The sequence below is a fragment of the Moraxella caprae DSM 19149 genome (assembly GCF_000426885.1).
GTDB classification, from domain to species: Bacteria; Pseudomonadota; Gammaproteobacteria; order Pseudomonadales; family Moraxellaceae; genus Moraxella; species Moraxella caprae.
This window is the reverse complement of sequence record NZ_AUGF01000020.1, coordinates 1-16,696: the sequence shown is the minus strand read 5'-3', so window position 1 is coordinate 16,696 and position 16,696 is coordinate 1. Positions and strand designations below refer to the sequence as shown.

The following is a 16,696-nucleotide window of genomic DNA, read 5'->3' as shown; positions in this document are numbered from 1 at the left end:
CCCCTTTTGCTTGGCATTTTTATATTTGTTATTTGTACATCATTAGAACTGCCACACCGCAACCACGCCCTCACTGCTTTGGGTATATAAGCGGTTTTCTATCACTTGCAAACTGGTTAGCTGTCCTTTGGTATTTGTACGACTAATGATTCTGCCTGTGTTATCAAAAACATGCACCACACCGTCCAAATCGCCCACCGCCACATGACTGCCAATGACGACAGGATTGGTCAGACGGCGGTATTTGAGTTCATTATTCTCCCACAAAACATCGCCTGTCATCGCATTAAAGGCAACCACATCGCCATGGATGCTTGTACCAATGAGCTGACTACCCAGTAGAGCAGGAGATTTGGTGCTGGCAAGCTCGCTAACAAATAGGGTACGTCCTGCACTCATGTCAAACCCAGTCAGCTGTCCGCTATAACTTGGCACATACAGATATTGACCTGCCACCAATGGCGTGCCATCGACATCGCTCATGCGGTGGACTTGACTACCACCGACTGCACGCCCTACCCGACGTGTCCACAGCGGTGTGCCTGCCTGTGGGTTGATGGCATGAATACGTCCGTCTGCCGTGCCAAATAATGCCGTGTTGGCATCTAGACTGATGGGTGTTGCCGCACCCCGCACGCTGACGGCAGGGTTTTGGGTGCTAAACTGCCACACTTGACTGCCATCACTGGCATTTAGGGCATAAATCATGCCGTCGTTGGCAGAGACCATCACGCGACCACTGCCGATGAGAGCAGGAGCAAGTGATGAGCTGGGCAAGCCTCGCTCCCACACCACGCTTCCTGTCGCTCCATCTAATGCCACTACCTTGCCCGAGCGAGTGCCAACTACCACAAGCCTACCATCGGTTGCCACGCCACTACTGATGACATCGCCAACATTTACCGACCATGCCTGAGCATTGCCAGCAAAGGCACTGACCACGCCCGTGCGACTGGCAGCGATGAGTGCACCATCCACAAAAGCCACTTGCAAGTCTGCCACGTCTTTTTTATTGACATTGACACCTTTAAAACGCCCGCCTGCTTGGGGTAGTGAAAAACTGGCAACTTTATTTAAAACCGCTACTTCATTATCAATCTTGACCAGTTTGGCAGGTTTGCTCTCAGGGGTTTTACTGCGACTAAAACGGTCGCAACCTGTGGCAGTCAGTGCCAATACCGCCACACTTGCCACAGCCAAAGGTTTGGTGATGTGTTTCATATGAATCCTTATTTGATTTCTGTATTTGGTTTAGATTTGATTGTGGTTGATATACACCCAAACAACTTGATATTTACCACGGGTTTGTAGGGGTGTGCTGAGCACACCCTTTTGATAACATTACTACACAAGGCGTGCACAGCACGCCCCTACATCCAAACATCATTGTGTTTGCAGTAATTTTAAAGTCTCTTGGGTGTATCAGTTAAAACGCATTAATTTTAGCAAAGTTTTGTTTAGGATGAGTTGATAAATGGTGTGTTTGTATTGCCACTTTGTGTCATCACTCGCCGCCACCCTGTACTGTCTCATTCTCATTTGACAGTATATCATTTGCACCCACTGTTTGGGCATTGGCACTTGTCACGTCCGCATCAGCTTGGACTGGCGTTGCCACTACTTGGTGTTTGGGCGTGATGGGCGTTGGGGTCATGCCCAGTGCTTGCATTTTTAGGCTAAGCAGTGAGCGACTCTCGCCACGCTCAGTCAGTCCATCCCACGCCAGCTGATAGGCTTGCTTGGCATTCTCATTGTCATTTTTTAAGACATAAATGTCGCCCAGTAGTTCTTGCTTTGAACTCTCAAACGCCTTAGGAAACTCACCATTGACCACCGTCAAAGCCTCATCAGCATTACCTGCCGCCAATAGCGACTGCCCCAGTCTTAGCTGAGTGATTGCATTCAGCCCCTCATCATCCAAGTTTATCTGACTTGCCTGTTTTAGGGTTGCCACCGCCTCGGTGTGCTGACCGTTATCTGACTGATGTCGTGCCTTTATCATGAGAGCCTGCCATGCATAAGCGGTCTTGCCATGGTTCGCCACCAATTTATCAATATCCGCAAACAAAGCCTGTTGGTCCCTGCCTAATGCTTCTTTATCGGCTTGATGGACAAACGCATCATTTTTCTCGGTGATTAGCGTATAGCTATCAGCTGCCACCGTATCCACTTTGGCGTAGTTTTTTTGATAAAAATCCCAGCCAAAATACCCTGCCAATACCAAAATCACCGCCCACACGATTTTATTGCCGTGCTGTTTTAGGGCGGACATGGCTTGTTTGTCATTTACTATCAGTTCATCGCTCATCTACTAACTCTTAAAATGCTTTTAATGTTAAATTTGGTTTTATCAATAATTTAAAAACCGTTAAACTTTTATAACACCAACAAATCTTACTCAAAATCAAAATCCGTCATCGCACGGCTTGCCTGCTCCCCTGTCGCCATATTTTTGACCGACACGGTTTGATTGGCAACTTCATCATCACCGATAATCACGGTAAATTTTGCCCCCGACTTGTCCGCCTTTTTCATTTGTGATTTTAGGCTGGTGGCGGATGCCATTTTGACACGCATATTTGGGCGGTATGTGCGTAGCTCATTGGCGTATAGCACGGCATTCATATACACACTCTCGCTTGCCACGACAAACACATCACAGTCGGCAGTATCGGCAATCGGATTGACAGTTTCCATGAGTAACATCAAGCGTTCAAGCCCCATGGCAAAGCCCACCGCAGGCTCGCTCTGCTCAGGCTTGCCCTTGACGATGCCAACAAGCCCGTCATAACGCCCACCACCGCACACAGTCGCCTGTGAGCCTAATTTGTCCGTTACCCATTCAAAGACGGTTTTGTTATAGTAGTCAAGCCCACGCACGAGCTTTTCGTTAATCTCAAAATCAATGCCAAGCGTGTGCAGGTAGTTTTGCACCTGCTCAAAATGCAAACGACTCTCATCGCCCAAAAAGTCGGACAACTTCGGAGCCCCAAGCAAAATCGCCTGAGTCTGCTCGTCCTTACTGTCAAGCACTCGCAAGGGGTTGGTGCTGACACGGCGTTGGCTGTCGTCATCTAGCCCGTCAAAATGAGCGGTCAGATATTCAACCAATGCCGTCTTATAAGCGATACGCTCATGAGCCTCACCCAGCGTGTTGAGTTGCAGCATTACATGGTCAAAAATCCCAAGGCGTTTGTACATCATCGCCGTCATCGCAATCAGCTCGGCATCAGCGTCAGGCAGGGGCGAGCCAATGCTTTCCACCCCAAGCTGAGTAAACTGGCGATAACGTCCCTTTTGCGGACGCTCGTAGCGGAACATCGCCCCCATGTACCACAGTTTTGGCGTGTCGCCACGTGTCAGATTATGCTCCACCACCGCACGCACGCACCCTGCTGTCCCCTCTGGGCGGAGCGTGAACGATTTTTCATTCTCGTCTTTGCCTGTATTTTGGTTGCCATGCACCACGCCAAACATCTCTTTTTCGACAATGTCGGTCGCCTCGCCCACGCCACGGGCGAACAGGTCGGTCTCCTCCACCATAGGCAGGCGGATTTGGCTAAACCCATAACCGTCTAGCACTTGGGTTAAAACACTCTCCACCGCTCGCCATTTGGCGGTGTCGGTTGGCAAAATGTCATTAAAGCCACGAATGGCGGTAAGTTTACTCATGTTTTTTCCTAAGTCAGTTTTATCAAAAAGATAAAGATACAGCTAGCAAAATTAAATTTGGCTCTGCTTCAAAAAGTATGCTACAAAGAAAACCGTTCGTGGTGAGCTTGGGAAACCTAACGGTTTTCCTACCCGCAGGCAGGCTCAGGGCGAACGGAAAACCTAGTTTGGCATACTTTTTGGACTACTATCTTAAATTTTACTACACAAACCATTCACCCTAAGCTTATCAAAAATTCGGTTTCTTCTATGGTTTGACAAGCTCGCCATGAATAGAAAGCGTAGCACTTTTTCATTTTGCAGAGAGTAGCTCAATTTAGATTAACATCATTTTTGTTATTAGTTAAAAACTAAAACCACTTTTTAAATATCTTTTGATAAGTGCCATCACTTTTCATATCTAAAATGTGCTTATTTATGTCATTCATCATGTCCACATCTTCTTTGTTTATCAAAAATCCATAAGATTCTTGCGGATAGTCATAATCAATGGAAAAATACAAAGGGTCTTTTTTTGTTGAATATTTTGAATAAAAATAAGGCATGGTAACAGAATTACCAATTGCAATCTGAGCATCATCTCTTAAAAGAGTCTGTACAGAAATCCAATCACTGACTGTATAGTTTATGTTAGCATCGTCATAATTATTTTCATAATCTTTGACAATTGCAAATGTGGTTTGCATTGAATCTTCTTTAACAACTGCTGAATTTTTCCCAATATCCTCCAATTTCTTTATTTTTGGATTCTGACTTAGCAAAGTTATCGGATAAACATCCAAATAAGAGTTGGTCATATTATATTTTTGAATTCGTTGCTCACTAATCTCAATACCTGCGATAATACCTATCTCTTTATTATTCATGAGATTAAAAAGGTTATCTCTTGGCTGATATTCATATTGAAAATTATAATCAGAACGCTTATCTATTTCTTTTAAGATATCGTACTCAAAACCCTGAATATCTCCCTTTTCGTCAATAAAAATAATTGGCGCATTGCCAGTTGAAGACGACATAAGACCAACTTTAACATCAAAAGATGATTTTTGAGCGAATGGTTTTTGAGTGGTACTAACATTGCCATTAATACCTGATTGTTTATTTTCATCATTATTTAATGAATTGTCAGAATTTGAGCAAGCAGACATTAATAAAGAACATGATAAAACTATCATGAATGATAAAATATTTTTTTTCATAAATAAATTCCAAGAAGTAAAAGCCATTAAATATACAAACACAAATACGAGATAAGCATTTACAAATCATCTTTATGATTGATTTGCGTTATTATCTTGGGTGTTATTAAGGCGTAAGATTTTATATCAATATAACCAATTAAGTGCAAAGTCATTTTATGCATGATTTGATAAATACACTCTACAAAATGAAAAAGTGCTACGGTTTTCTGTTCGTGGTAAGCCTGTCGAACCATGACGGAAAATAGCTCAGAACAAACAGTTTCCGTGGTAAAATTCAATTTTGTTAGCTGTATCATTTAAGGTTTCTTAAAATTACCTTGAAATTTGACTGGCACCAAATAACTAATACTCTTTAAATTCATCACCTCTGTTAAGCTATTTAAGCCCTGCATCATTTCAAGTTCTAACAGATTTAAGTGAACAGGCTCCTGTGTCATCACATTTATTGTATTATTATCCAACTTTATGATTTTAAGAGACGCCTCGGTTTGTATTGTCTTGCCATGAAAAGAAATGGTCAGTGGTTGCACTTTACTTACTTCTTTATGAACACCAAGAGTATTTATCCAGTCATAATCTATTTGAGATTGAATCTCCACTTTTGGAAATCTCTCTGTCTCAAAAAGCCATTCTTTAATTCTTTGGTTTCTGATAGAGATGTCAGTTTCAACACTGTCAAGTTCTATCTCCATTTTTAGGTTACCTTGCTTATCCAAATAGCCAAAATAGGTATTAAAAACACCCTCCTCGACAATATCATTGTCATTCTTATCGGTCTTTGTGCTGTAAAACCTAATGTCTGCCTTATCTAAAATCCAAGAGGATAGTTCATTTGACTTTTCTGCCATTTGGACACCATGCGGGGGGTTACTCTCCACAGCAGGCTGTTCGGCAAAATTTTCTTCTTTGGCACAACCATACATGCCAAATGATAGGATAAGAAGACCCAAAACAAAAGTATGTTTCATCACATTACCTCATATAAAAACATAAAATTAAAAAATAATCTATTAAAGTCGGCAAGAGCATTTATGTATCGGAGAATACCCATCATTAACAAATGCAAAATGCAAGCGTGCCTTAAAATGCCAAATGATAATTTTATTGAGCCACCCTAATAATCTCATTGGCTCGTTTATCTGCCAACTCTTTGGCTTTTTCACGCACCATTTGTTCTATTTCGTCCACCAAATTTTTGGTATCAATCAAATGGCTTTTTTGTCCCATTTTATACACGAGCGAATTTGGGCTTGCCCCCACCACGCCAATGGTTGCTTCTTTGGCTTCTCCCGGTCCATTGACTTTACAGCCAATGACCGACAAATCAAGCGGTTCTCTGATGTCTTCTAGGCGAGATTCTAGCTCGTTCATGACCTTAATCACGTCAAATTCTTGACGACTACAAGACGGACAAGCGATAAAGTTTACGCCATTGGAGCGAATGTTTAGCGATTTTAAAATATCAAAACCGATTTTAATCTCCTCCTCAGGCGGACTTGCCAAGGATATCCGCATGGTGTCGCCAATGCCGTCAAGCAAAAGCCCACCTAGTGCAATGGCGGATTTGACCGTGCCTGTACGATACACACCAGCCTCGGTAACGCCCAAATGCAACGGGCAATCCACCTCTGCCGAGATAAGCCGATAAGCATCTAGGGTCAAAAAAACGTTAGACGCCTTGACTGAGATTTTGTAGTCTTGAAAGTTTAGTTTTTCTAAAATATCAATATGACGTAATGCCGACTCCAACATGGCTTGCCCTGTCGGTTCGCCATATTTTTTTTGCAAATCTTTTTCAAGCGAGCCTGCATTGACACCGATACGAATAGGCACGTTATGGTGGCGAGCACAAGCCACCACTTCACGCACCTTTTGGTCATTGCCGATGTTGCCCGGGTTAATGCGTAAGCAGTCCGCCCCTGCGTCCGCCACCGCTAGGGCGATTTTATAATCAAAATGAATGTCGGCAATGAGCGGAATGTTTACCTGTCTTTTGATTTGGGCAAAGGCTTCCACGGACTCCATTGTGGGCGTGGAGACCCTCATCAAGTCCGCCCCTGCATCCACACAGCGTTGTATCTGGGCGACTGTGGCATCCACATCGCAAGTGTTGGTGTTGGTCATGCTCTGCACACTAATGGGAGCGTTGCCACCGATGGCGACATTGCCAACCATGATTTGGCGAGTGGGACGGCGTTTGATGGGACTGTGATGGCTCATGATGACTCGCTTATTGTAAGGTTAGGGTAGCTTTGCCGTTTTGGGTATGCTCGCCCAAGCGAATGGGGCGTTGGTTGAAGTTCAAATCCACCTGAGCAGGATTGTCAATCTCAACGGTAAAGGGTGTCTCGCCCTTTAACTGATAACCGCCACGAGACTGCAAGCCCTGCATGAGCACGTTATCATTTTTGTCGGTGATTTTGATATTCACATCACCCTTTGACCAAATATCAATCACGCCTTGTCCTGCCACAGCTTGGGTAGTAGGCTCGCCATCATTTGTACCTAGGTTTAATGCCGAACCTGACGCCCCGACTGCCGCTCCTTGGGCTTGTTCGCTCGGACTTAGTACTTGTGTTTGGGTCGTTGGATTGGTCTCATCTGATTTACCCACTGCGCTGGATATGATTTTTAATAGCACAAACCCAAAAATCACTAAAGCAATCACCCCCGCAATGAGCCATGGATTAAATCGCATGCCCCCACGCCCACGCTCAATGGTACCCATGGGCGCCAGTGGCGCTTTGATGTCCTCAACACGCTTGGTGCGTTTGCCCTCAGGATAGATGCTTTCAAACTCTCGGGCGAACTCATCGGCATCAAGTTCTAAAAACTTAGCATAGTTGACCACAAAACCCCGAGCAAACGCAAATTGGGGCAGGGCATCAAAGTTCTCTTCTTCCATCGCCTGCACATGGCGTTTTAGAATGTTCAGCTCGCCTGCCGCCGCATCAAGTGAGTAACCCCGAGACGTTCTGGCACTTCTTAATTTACCGCCAAAACCTGTGTTTGATGCTGGTTTGTCGTTGGTTTGACTCACTGTAATGCTCCCGTTGGGTTATTTAGCCATTGTTTTAGTTTTTTTGCTTCATCGGACAGCGGATACTGCGACAGAAGCTGACTGGACAACCGCTGAATCTCTTGGCGATTGTTTTGTAAAATATTTAGGCGAATGCCTTGGTATATCAGACGTGGTGGCATGGGCTGACCATGCATTTGGGACAAGCTCTTTAAATCCTCAAAATACTCTTTGGCTTTTAGAGACTCACGTCTGTTGATGAGAATATCAATCATCTCCATCCTTGCCACGACTGCCCCACGCTCGGTTTCCATCGCCTTATTAAAGGCCACTTCTGCCGCTGCTGGGTTGTTTATTTTCAAATAAGTCAGCCCTAGATTTTCAAGAGCCCCTGCACGGTTACGGTAGCCGAGCGTGCCCCCTGCGATGTTAAACTGCTCTATCGCCTCTTGGTAACGCCCACGCTCTGACAGATACACGCCATAGTTGTTGCGTGCTTGGGTAAAATTTGGGTCTAGGCTAATCGCCTTTTTAAAATACTCATCGGCTTTGGCGACATTGCTAGGACTACCCTCTATCCTAAGTAGATTGCCCATCATGTCATAGGCGGGAGCATAACGGCTGTCCGCCTCTAACGCTTCATCAAGCTGTCTTTTGGCGGCATCAAGCTGTCTTTGGGCGATAAACTGTCCCGCCAGAGCAGTACGTGCTTGGGCAAGCTCAGACTTATCACGTTTACGCTGTGATGGGTCAGTGCCTTGATAAACCGTACTCGAACTTTGTGAGGTGCTCTGACATCCTGCCAATAAGGCGGTCAATAGCACAGGAATGACTAAATATTTCATGACTTTACCATAATGACTATGATTTAAAATTAACCGTTTTGTCTTAACCTAAGTAGGGCATCAAATCCATACTGACAGCCCCAAAACTTACATACTTATTTGGCATTGAACAAATACAGCGGACAAATAATCGCCATTCTAACAATTATCAATAATTTTTGCCAATATTTTTGCCTTTTTCCTACCAAAATCTTGTCGTTTCATCGTATTTTTAAACCATCACGCTTTTTGGTCTTGGCGTTTTTGGATGCTCTCTTGCCATTTTTTGGCTCGCCGTGTTCTGTCCGCCACTTGCCCCACAAGCTGACCACACGCTGCATCAATGTCATCGCCACGAGTTTGGCGGACTGTACACACAAAGCCTGCTTGATTTAGGATATTACTAAACGCATGAATGCGGTTGTTGCTAGACCGCCCATAAGGAGCGTGCGGAAAAGGGTTAAAGGGAATTAGGTTGATTTTACTTGGCAAATCCGCCAGTAACGCCACCAATTCATGAGCGTGCTTATCGCTGTCGTTTACCCCATGTAGCATGACGTATTCAATGGTAACGTGCTTTTTGTGGCGGGGATTTTCATCATAGACGTAGGCTTTGGCGGCACGGATAAGCTCTGCCAACGGGTACTTTTTATTGATAGGCACAAGCTCGTTACGCAGTTCGTCATTAGGAGCGTGCAAACTGATGGCAAGAGCCACATCAATGTCCTTGGCAAGGTCATACATTTTTGGCACGATGCCAGACGTGGAGAGTGTAACACGGCGTTTGGATAAGCCAAAGGCATGGTCATCAAGCATAAGGCTCATGCTTGCCACGACAGGCTCGTAGTTTAATAGTGGCTCGCCCATGCCCATCATGACAACATTGGTAACACGGTTTTCACGCTCGGTTGGGGCAACGCCTTGCATATAGGACTGATTGGCAACCCACAACTGTCCGATAATCTCGCTGGCGGTCAAATCCCGTTCAAAGCCTTGTTTGCCCGTACTACAAAATGAGCAGTCCAACGCACAGCCGACTTGGCTAGACACGCACAAGGTCTTACGCCCAAACTGCTTGCCGTCCTCGGCAGGGATGAGCACGGTCTCAACAAGCGAACCGCCTGCCACTTCGAACACCCATTTACGAGTGCCGTCCTCGCTAAACTGCTTGAATTTGACAGCCGGTGGTACCACGCACGCCACTTTGTCGAGCTTGGCTTGCAAGGCTTTGGATAAGTTGGTCATCTCAAAAAAGTCGGTAACGCCAAACTGATAAATCCATTTCATCACCTGCGTGGCACGAAACGCCTTTTCGCCCATATTCACAAAAAATTGGGAAAGCTCATCTTTTGACATGCCCAAAAGATTGGATTTTTGGTCGGTGTTTGGCGTGTCGGGCGTGTGAATGACAGGAATTTTGACGGTCATGGTGTTGTTTTATTTTAAAAAATTAACCGCGTATTATACAAAAAAAATCTGATAAAGTCATGAATTTAACGGGCAATTTTGGCAAATTTTGTTATAATGGCATTTTTCATTTTCTAAATCATAAGGAAACCCCATGTACCAACTTGTCGCCATTGGTAACGCCCTTCTTGATACCGAATTTAAACTTACCGATGAGATTTTGACCCAAACAGGACTCACCAAAGGCAACATGACCCTTGCCGACACGGACGAGCAGACCGCTTTATTTGACATTTTAAACACACACGGACTAACGCCTACCAAGCAAGCAGGGGGCGGTTCGGCAGGCAACACGGTGGCGTGTTTTTCGGCATTGGGTGGCATGTCCTTTTATAACTGCCGAGTGGGGCATGACAAGCGTGGCGTGTTTTATCTATCCGACATGGCAAACATGGGCGTTACGATAGACGGCGGTAAAGCCGAAGTGGCAGGGGCAACAGGCACTTGTGCGGTGCTGGTTACCGATGACGGCGAGCGTACCATGCAGACCAATCTGGCGGTCAGTGGGCAGATTGATGAGACGAACGTGGATTTTGATGCACTGACTGGGGCAAAATATCTATACCTAGAAGGCTATCTTGCCATGACCCCATCCGTACAAGATGCCATTAGCAAACTGTGTCAAACCGCCAAAGCACAAGGTGTTAAAATCGTGGTAAGTTTCGCTGACCCTGCGGTGGTTCGCTTTGCCAAAGACGGTGTGATGTCGTGGCTTTCTGACGGTGTGGACATGATTTTTTGCAACATGGACGAAGCCAAACTCTTTGCCGAGACAGATGATGACATTCAGGCGGTTCATGCCCTGCTAAATCACGCCAAAGTAGTCGTCATCACCAACGGAGCAAACCCCACTACCGTGGCAGACAAAGACAGCGTTCGCCTGTATGATGTCCCACCTGCGGACGTGGTAGATACCAACGGGGCAGGCGATAATTTTGCAGGGGCGTTCTTGTACGCCTTAGCACAAGGGGCGGATTATCAGGCGTGCGTGGGATTGGCAGGGGCGGTGGCAAGCCGTGTGGTCAGCCAGTTTGGAGCAAGGCTACCCAAAGCGGAGTATGGCTTGATCAAAGAGACGGTTTTGGGGTAAATTTAAAATTTGATATAGATATAAAAGGCGGGCAAAGTTCGCCTTTTTTAATAGGACAAACACCATGAAAAGTCTATATTTTATCCGCCATGACGAAAGCCTTGCCAATGCTGGTGGCACGCCCTACCCAATGCTGATATTCCTTTGACCGAAAAAGGACACATCCAAGCCAAAGACCGCCTTACCCATTGGCAACAGCTGGGCATACGCCCAAGCCACATTTATCATTCTGCCATGCTTCGCACACAACAGACCGCCCTGCCCTTTTGTCGGTATTATGACATGCCACAAGCACATGACCTGCTTGATGAGTTAAATCATCAAAGACATCTCGGTGGATGCACGCCGTCTGATGAATGCCAACTGGTGGCAAACGGTGGGGCTAGATGACAGACATGGCGTGGGGCGGACAGCTTTGGCGAGTTTATGGAGCGGGTAGATACATTTATCGGTAGGTTTGATGATAATACGCTGTTTTTTGGGCATGGGATTTTTGCCTATCGACTCATGAATCTGCCTGTGCGTGATAATGGCGACATCAGGCGATTTCGTGCTTTTCAAACCGCCATGCCCATGCATAACACCGTGCTGTACCGGCTAGATGTGGCGGATGATGTCAAAAATTTGGCATGGATTGCCTAATCCCTAACGTATAAAAAAAAGACCAACCCATAGGATTAGCCTTTTATTTATGTCTATATTTATCTTAGGTCGTACTAAATCCTGCATCTTCTACCGCACGAATCAGCTCAATCTTATCCACTTGGGTGTCGTCATATTCAATGACAGCTTGCTCCAAGGGTAGATTGACTTCCACATTTTGCACGCCTGCGATGTCGCTAATGGCGTTATGCACGCTTTGCACACAGCCATCACAGGTCATGCCAAAGACTTTTAGGGTTAGGGTTTCAATTGCCATGATATACTCCTTTGATAAATTAAATTGGTAAATTCAACCGCTAAAATCAAGTGGTGTGTTTTATGTTGGGATAAACACATATTTTTCAAGGCACAACCGCACAACCGCCAAAATCCACGCCCAGCCCGCACATCTCATCAAATCCGCACAGGATATTCATGTTTTGCACCGCTTGACCGCTCGCTCCTTTCACTAAATTATCTTGGACGACCAGCACAGTCAAGGCATCATCATCTTGATGAACGGCGATTTTTAGGCGGTTGGACGCTCGCACCGAACGGGTATCAGGGAGCACTCCTTTGGCAAGCACGTCCACAAATGGCTCGTTTTGATACACTTTTTCAAAAATCTCTTGCCAATTTAACGCCTTACCGTCATCGGTTAAGGTCAGATGAATGGTGCTAAACATGCCCCGAATCATCGGTACAAGATGAGGGACAAACCGCACTTTTTGGGTAAATTTAGACCCTAAGAACGCATGCACGCCTTGGCTTATCTCAGGGGTATGGCGATGACCTGCCACGCCATAGGCAGAGAAATTGTCGGATAATTCACTAAATAGCAGGTTCATCTTGGCATTACGTCCTGCCCCCGATACGCCTGATTTGGCATCAATGATAATGTTTGGCAAAATCAACGGTTTATCTGCACTGTTTTGGGTGTCTATCACAGGTTTTAACCCCAAAATGGCGGTGGTGGGATAGCAACCAGGGTTAGCAATGACCTTGGCGGATTTGATTTTTTCACGGTGAATCTCAGGCAAGCCATACACCGCCTCCGCCAACACATCAGGGCAAGTATGTTCTAATCCGTACCATTTGCCAAACTCGCCCAAATCCTGCAAACGAAAATCCGCCCCCAAATCAATGACCTTCACCCTTTGTGCGATAAGGCGTGGTGTGTGGCTCATGGCGACCCCATGTGGCGTAGCAAAAAACACAACATCGCACGCCTTGCCAATCTCGTCCATGACATCATCCGTCATGTCGCTGTACACAACATCGCACACACCAAGCAGGCTCGGGAAAATCTCACTCACCACCCGCCCCTTTTCACTGCGAGAAGTCAAGTGGCTAATAGTGACATGGGGGTGGCGTGATAACAGACGTATCAACTCAACGCCTGTATAACCTGTGCCACCGATGATGGCAACGTTAATTTTTGACACGGGTTTTCCTAAATAAAAATCATTGAATAAATCCTTGGATTATAAAGAATTTTACTCCTTTTGGCAAATAAAATCCACCATTTAACATCACGCCTGCCACACACCAATCACAAATTCGCACAACCTGCCAAAACTTGTTATAATACCCCTTTTATTCACAGCCTGTCGCCATGAATGACCGCTTAGCCTGCCTACCGATTTTATTTAACACCTTAGCCCTTGACCGCCTAACCCCCACCCAAAAAATCATCGTCCAGCAGATAGACGAACTTTTGCCCCAGACCCAGTGCGGTCTGTGCGGACACCCAGACGGCTGTCTGCCCTATGCCTATGGCGTGGCGGTGCGTGGCGAGTCGCATAACTTATGCGTGCCGGGTGGTCAAGCGGTAACGGACGCCATCGGCACGGTGCTTGCCAAGCATGGCGACCCACGTCCCACCCTGAACGCCACCACCAGCAAATGGACAACCGACCCTGCCACCGACCGCCCCGTGGAGGTACGAGCCATCATCGATGAGAACGACTGTATCGGCTGTACCAAATGTATCCCTGCCTGTCCTGTGGACGCCATCATCGGTACCGCCAAGCACATGCACACCATCATCACCGACCTATGCACAGGTTGCGAGCTGTGCCTACCGCCCTGCCCTGTGGACTGCATTCGCCTAGAAGTACACCCACGCACCATCACACCCAGCGAGCGAGTGGACGAGCAGGCACATCTACGCACTCGCTATCATCGCCATCTTGACCGTGTCGCCCAAAGTATCACGGACGGCACCAAACCTGTGGTCAGCTCGGTTGAGTCGGTCATGGCGAACGTCATGAGCGAGCCAAGTGGCACACCCATGGACAAAGACACCGCCAAAAACGCCATTGAACTTGCCAAAATCCGCACCCAAATCAAAAAACTCACCAAACAGCTAAGCGTAAAAAACAGCCCTGCCATACAAGACGAACTTGACAATTTAACGCAGAAATTGCGAGAATTTGAGCAATAACCCCACGAGCCACGCCATGTCATTAGAAAATATTCGCCTAAAAAATCTGGGTAATGCCCATGAGATAGACCCTGCCACACACAAACAGCTTGACCTAGTCAGACGCTTAGAGAAATCAGGTTTTATCTTTGCCACCGACCCCAAAGTCGCCACCGACCTTGCTCGCTCATCAGACGGCACGCCCACCGATAAGCTCATCTATCGTGCCACGCTCATGGACAGTCAAGGCGACTTACAAACCGCCCTGCACAAAGGCGATTTTTTGGTGAAAGGTGTTGGCAGGCTCTATGCAGGTATCTCGTTCGTGGCTGGGTTTGTGGGGGTGCTTGGACTGCTTAGCACGCACGTGGTTAATTTTTTCTATGTACTGCTTGGATTGCTCGGCTGGCATACGGTTACGCTTATTTTGTGGTTTGTGGGACTCAATAACCCCAACCGCTATTCTAGCATTTATGGCGTGCTAGACCGACTTCGCCCCAAATCCGCCATAGAAAGCGAAGCCTTTGACATCTATCAAGAAGAATTTCAAAAAAACACCGCATGGCAAATCGGCAAAATCATTCACAAGGCGTGGCTCTGTGGCTTGGCAGGCAGTGTCCTTGCCCTGCTCATGCTGTTTTTGTTCAAAAGCTATGCCTTTATGTGGGAGTCCACGCTGTTATCCCAAAGCCATTTTGCCATGATTTTAAAGGGTTTGGGCTTTGTGCCAAGCCTGTTTGGGTTTGAGATACCCAGCCAAATTAGCCTGTCTCGGGGCGATGTTCCCCCTGCTCGCCTTGCCACACTCATGATGTTGTCGGTGGTGGTCTATGGCATGATACCTCGCCTGTGTGCTTACCTGCTGTGCCATTTTAATGCCCGTGAGCGTTTCGCCATTGACCCTAATTTATATTATTACGAAAACTTACTTCGCACCTTTAACCAAACCATTGTTGATAAAGACGACTTCACCCCACGCACGCCAACACCCACCAAAACCACCCTTAGCACTCACAAAAAAGTCGTGGCAACCTTAGAATGGGCAAGCAATGATGAGCTATGGCACGGACTGAGCGATGATGTCAAAAACTTAGGGGCGGTTGATACCAAAGAAGACGTGCTGTATCTCACCCAAATCGCTAGCACCCTACACGCCCAAATTCTACTCGGCGTGGACTGCCGTATCCTGCCTGATAGGGGCGTACTTCGCAAAGTGGATTTGATTCGCCAAAATAGCGATTATGGCGTGATTGTCAAATTCTTGCACGGTGGCGGTTATGTCAATGAATGGCGAGATGCATTAAACGAGCGAAATATTGAACAGATAAATTGATAAATTGGTTTTATTTGTAAATTAATTAATCAATTAATAAAAACGGGGCAATTTCAATCAGTCCCGTTTTTTCATGATTTTTAAAGGGCAAGCGTTTTTTAATAATACACCATTCATCATTTTCATAATACGCCAAAACATCCAAATCCATAGCCACTTTTAAAATAGCTACTTTTTTTAAACTGTCCTTTTTTAAATTATTCTGCTCTCGTCCGCATTGTGTTTCTATGTTTTTTAATAGTTCATTAAATTCATCATAATTCATCGGCTTGTATAACTTTATCATCATCACGGCATTATGATAGATGAGTTCTGTTTTGCCTGTAAAATCTTTACCAATGATTACAGACGACAAGTCCACATCGCCCCATAACTTTAATTCATCAAGGGCGATTTTAAAACTCATCTGGCTATCATGATTACTGCCTAAGGCGATGATATATTGGTGTATCATTTTTAATTAAAATACTTATGCAGATTTATGGCGAATGATTTTTACGCCCACACTACCTGCTTGTTTTATGGCGTTCGGTTTATGAATGGTGAGCGTAATGGTTTGGCAAGGGTAATGGGCGAGCAGATAGGCACAAATCTCTTCGGCAAGTTTTTCCAATAATTTCGCCTGTATCTTGTGGCATAGCCGTTCTATGTCTTCGCACACCGTTTTGTAATTGATGGCATACGCCACGTCATCAGTCTGGCTTGCTTGGGTCATGTCGCACGCCATTTCACAATCTATCACCAGTGATTGTTTAATGGCTCGCTCCCAATCATAGACACCGATAAGGGTGTTAATCTTTAAACCTTGAATAAAAACAATGTCGTTCATTATCTGTCTCATTTATAAAATTGGTAGAGAAATTATATTTTCCAAATATTAACTATTAACATAGGGCAAATGTGATTTTCCCCTACAATTCCAAATTAGACTTCCTGCAAAACTAGGCTTTCCGTTCGCCCCGAGCTTGTTGAGGGGTGGCGGAAAACCGTTATGGTTCGACAAGCTCACCACGAACGGT

18 protein-coding genes are annotated in these 16,696 nt (G+C 45.8%); 5 read left to right on the top strand and 13 right to left on the bottom strand.

What is annotated here, in order from left to right:
- Positions 1–42: 42 nt before the first annotated feature.
- From bamB to rlmN, 9 genes are all read right to left on the bottom strand, one after another.
- A complete protein-coding gene (gene bamB, locus K941_RS0107190; protein WP_051225940.1) occupies positions 43–1,221 on the bottom strand; it encodes an outer membrane protein assembly factor BamB in 1,179 nt (392 codons plus the stop codon).
- Positions 1,222–1,504: 283 nt separating this feature from the next.
- Positions 1,505–2,308, bottom strand: coding sequence for a YfgM family protein (locus K941_RS15070; RefSeq protein WP_036387794.1), 804 nt, complete (start codon positions 2,306–2,308; stop codon positions 1,505–1,507).
- Between the two features lie 86 nt (positions 2,309–2,394).
- Positions 2,395–3,672 carry a histidine--tRNA ligase gene (hisS, locus tag K941_RS0107180; RefSeq protein ID WP_029103086.1) on the bottom strand — a complete coding sequence of 426 codons (1,278 nt, stop codon included), beginning with the start codon at positions 3,670–3,672 and terminating at the stop codon, positions 2,395–2,397.
- Between the two features lie 350 nt (positions 3,673–4,022).
- Positions 4,023–4,874, bottom strand: a complete 852-nt coding sequence (locus tag K941_RS0107175) for a substrate-binding periplasmic protein (RefSeq protein ID WP_029103085.1) — start codon at positions 4,872–4,874, stop codon at positions 4,023–4,025.
- 299 nt (positions 4,875–5,173) lie between these two features.
- Complete coding sequence (locus tag K941_RS0107165; protein WP_029103083.1) at positions 5,174–5,845, bottom strand: YceI family protein; 672 nt, start codon at positions 5,843–5,845, stop codon at positions 5,174–5,176.
- Positions 5,846–5,978: 133 nt separating this feature from the next.
- A complete protein-coding gene (gene ispG / locus K941_RS0107160; RefSeq protein ID WP_029103082.1) occupies positions 5,979–7,097 on the bottom strand; it encodes a flavodoxin-dependent (E)-4-hydroxy-3-methylbut-2-enyl-diphosphate synthase in 1,119 nt (372 codons plus the stop codon).
- 10 nt (positions 7,098–7,107) lie between these two features.
- Positions 7,108–7,917, bottom strand: coding sequence for a helix-turn-helix domain-containing protein (locus K941_RS0107155; protein WP_029103081.1), 810 nt, complete (start codon positions 7,915–7,917; stop codon positions 7,108–7,110).
- Positions 7,914–8,741 (bottom strand): type IV pilus biogenesis/stability protein PilW, encoded by an 828-nt coding sequence (gene pilW / locus K941_RS0107150; protein ID WP_029103080.1) that lies wholly within the window; start codon positions 8,739–8,741, stop codon positions 7,914–7,916. Before pilW ends, K941_RS0107155 begins: the two co-directional genes overlap by 4 nt.
- A 219-nt stretch (positions 8,742–8,960) precedes the next feature.
- Positions 8,961–10,148: a 23S rRNA (adenine(2503)-C(2))-methyltransferase RlmN gene (gene rlmN / locus K941_RS0107145; protein ID WP_036387790.1), complete on the bottom strand. Its 1,188-nt coding sequence runs from the start codon at positions 10,146–10,148 to the stop codon at positions 8,961–8,963.
- 133 nt (positions 10,149–10,281) lie between these two features.
- On the opposite strand from rlmN, the gene K941_RS0107140 reads away from it, so the two are divergent.
- The 3 genes from K941_RS0107140 (at position 10,282) to K941_RS0107125 (ending at position 11,919) form a co-directional block, all read left to right on the top strand.
- Complete coding sequence (locus K941_RS0107140) at positions 10,282–11,277, top strand: adenosine kinase (protein WP_029103078.1); 996 nt, start codon at positions 10,282–10,284, stop codon at positions 11,275–11,277.
- A 144-nt stretch (positions 11,278–11,421) separates the two neighbouring features.
- The gene (locus tag K941_RS0107130) at positions 11,422–11,667 is read left to right on the top strand and encodes a histidine phosphatase family protein (RefSeq protein ID WP_029103077.1); all 246 of its coding nucleotides are present in this window, start codon (positions 11,422–11,424) and stop codon (positions 11,665–11,667) included.
- Positions 11,668–11,703: 36 nt separating this feature from the next.
- Positions 11,704–11,919: a hypothetical protein gene (locus tag K941_RS0107125; RefSeq protein WP_029103076.1), complete on the top strand. Its 216-nt coding sequence runs from the start codon at positions 11,704–11,706 to the stop codon at positions 11,917–11,919.
- Positions 11,920–11,983: 64 nt separating this feature from the next.
- Here K941_RS0107125 and K941_RS0107120 read toward each other — a convergent pair whose 3' ends face one another.
- On the bottom strand, positions 11,984–12,196 hold the full coding sequence (locus K941_RS0107120) for a heavy-metal-associated domain-containing protein (RefSeq protein WP_036387788.1): 213 nt from the start codon (positions 12,194–12,196) through the stop codon (positions 11,984–11,986).
- Positions 12,197–12,281: 85 nt separating this feature from the next.
- Positions 12,282–13,364, bottom strand: coding sequence for an N-acetyl-gamma-glutamyl-phosphate reductase (gene argC / locus K941_RS0107115; protein WP_029103074.1), 1,083 nt, complete (start codon positions 13,362–13,364; stop codon positions 12,282–12,284).
- A gap of 170 nt (positions 13,365–13,534) precedes the next feature.
- On the opposite strand from argC, the gene K941_RS0107110 reads away from it, so the two are divergent.
- Both K941_RS0107110 and K941_RS0107105 read left to right on the top strand, forming a co-directional pair.
- Positions 13,535–14,365, top strand: a complete 831-nt coding sequence (locus K941_RS0107110) for an RnfABCDGE type electron transport complex subunit B (RefSeq protein WP_029103073.1) — start codon at positions 13,535–13,537, stop codon at positions 14,363–14,365.
- A complete protein-coding gene (locus K941_RS0107105) occupies positions 14,355–15,677 on the top strand; it encodes a DUF2868 domain-containing protein (RefSeq protein WP_029103072.1) in 1,323 nt (440 codons plus the stop codon). The genes K941_RS0107110 and K941_RS0107105 overlap by 11 nt, the downstream gene beginning before the upstream one ends.
- Before the next feature lie 25 nt (positions 15,678–15,702).
- On the opposite strand, the gene K941_RS0107100 is transcribed toward K941_RS0107105, so the two are convergent.
- Complete coding sequence (locus K941_RS0107100; protein WP_029103071.1) at positions 15,703–16,131, bottom strand: 2-amino-4-hydroxy-6-hydroxymethyldihydropteridine diphosphokinase; 429 nt, start codon at positions 16,129–16,131, stop codon at positions 15,703–15,705.
- Positions 16,132–16,146: 15 nt separating this feature from the next.
- Positions 16,147–16,506 carry a dihydroneopterin aldolase gene (gene folB, locus K941_RS0107095; RefSeq protein ID WP_029103070.1) on the bottom strand — a complete coding sequence of 120 codons (360 nt, stop codon included), beginning with the start codon at positions 16,504–16,506 and terminating at the stop codon, positions 16,147–16,149.
- Between the last annotated feature and the right edge of the window lie 190 nt (positions 16,507–16,696).

Excerpts from the sequence above, each read along its gene's own strand:
- bamB (WP_051225940.1), bottom strand. The coding sequence starts at position 1,221 with ATGAAACACATCACCAAACCTTTGGCTGTGGCAAGTGTGGCGGTATTG.
- K941_RS15070 (WP_036387794.1), bottom strand. The coding sequence starts at position 2,308 with ATGAGCGATGAACTGATAGTAAATGACAAACAAGCCATGTCCGCCCTA.
- hisS (WP_029103086.1), bottom strand. The coding sequence starts at position 3,672 with ATGAGTAAACTTACCGCCATTCGTGGCTTTAATGACATTTTGCCAACC.
- K941_RS0107175 (WP_029103085.1), bottom strand. The coding sequence starts at position 4,874 with ATGAAAAAAAATATTTTATCATTCATGATAGTTTTATCATGTTCTTTA.
- K941_RS0107165 (WP_029103083.1), bottom strand. The coding sequence starts at position 5,845 with ATGAAACATACTTTTGTTTTGGGTCTTCTTATCCTATCATTTGGCATG.
- ispG (WP_029103082.1), bottom strand. The coding sequence starts at position 7,097 with ATGAGCCATCACAGTCCCATCAAACGCCGTCCCACTCGCCAAATCATG.
- pilW (WP_029103080.1), bottom strand. The coding sequence starts at position 8,741 with ATGAAATATTTAGTCATTCCTGTGCTATTGACCGCCTTATTGGCAGGA.
- rlmN (WP_036387790.1), bottom strand. The coding sequence starts at position 10,148 with ATGACCGTCAAAATTCCTGTCATTCACACGCCCGACACGCCAAACACC.
- K941_RS0107140 (WP_029103078.1), top strand. The coding sequence starts at position 10,282 with ATGTACCAACTTGTCGCCATTGGTAACGCCCTTCTTGATACCGAATTT.
- K941_RS0107125 (WP_029103076.1), top strand. The coding sequence starts at position 11,704 with ATGGAGCGGGTAGATACATTTATCGGTAGGTTTGATGATAATACGCTG.
- K941_RS0107120 (WP_036387788.1), bottom strand. The coding sequence starts at position 12,196 with ATGGCAATTGAAACCCTAACCCTAAAAGTCTTTGGCATGACCTGTGAT.
- K941_RS0107110 (WP_029103073.1), top strand. The coding sequence starts at position 13,535 with ATGAATGACCGCTTAGCCTGCCTACCGATTTTATTTAACACCTTAGCC.
- K941_RS0107100 (WP_029103071.1), bottom strand. The coding sequence starts at position 16,131 with ATGATACACCAATATATCATCGCCTTAGGCAGTAATCATGATAGCCAG.
- folB (WP_029103070.1), bottom strand. The coding sequence starts at position 16,506 with ATGAACGACATTGTTTTTATTCAAGGTTTAAAGATTAACACCCTTATC.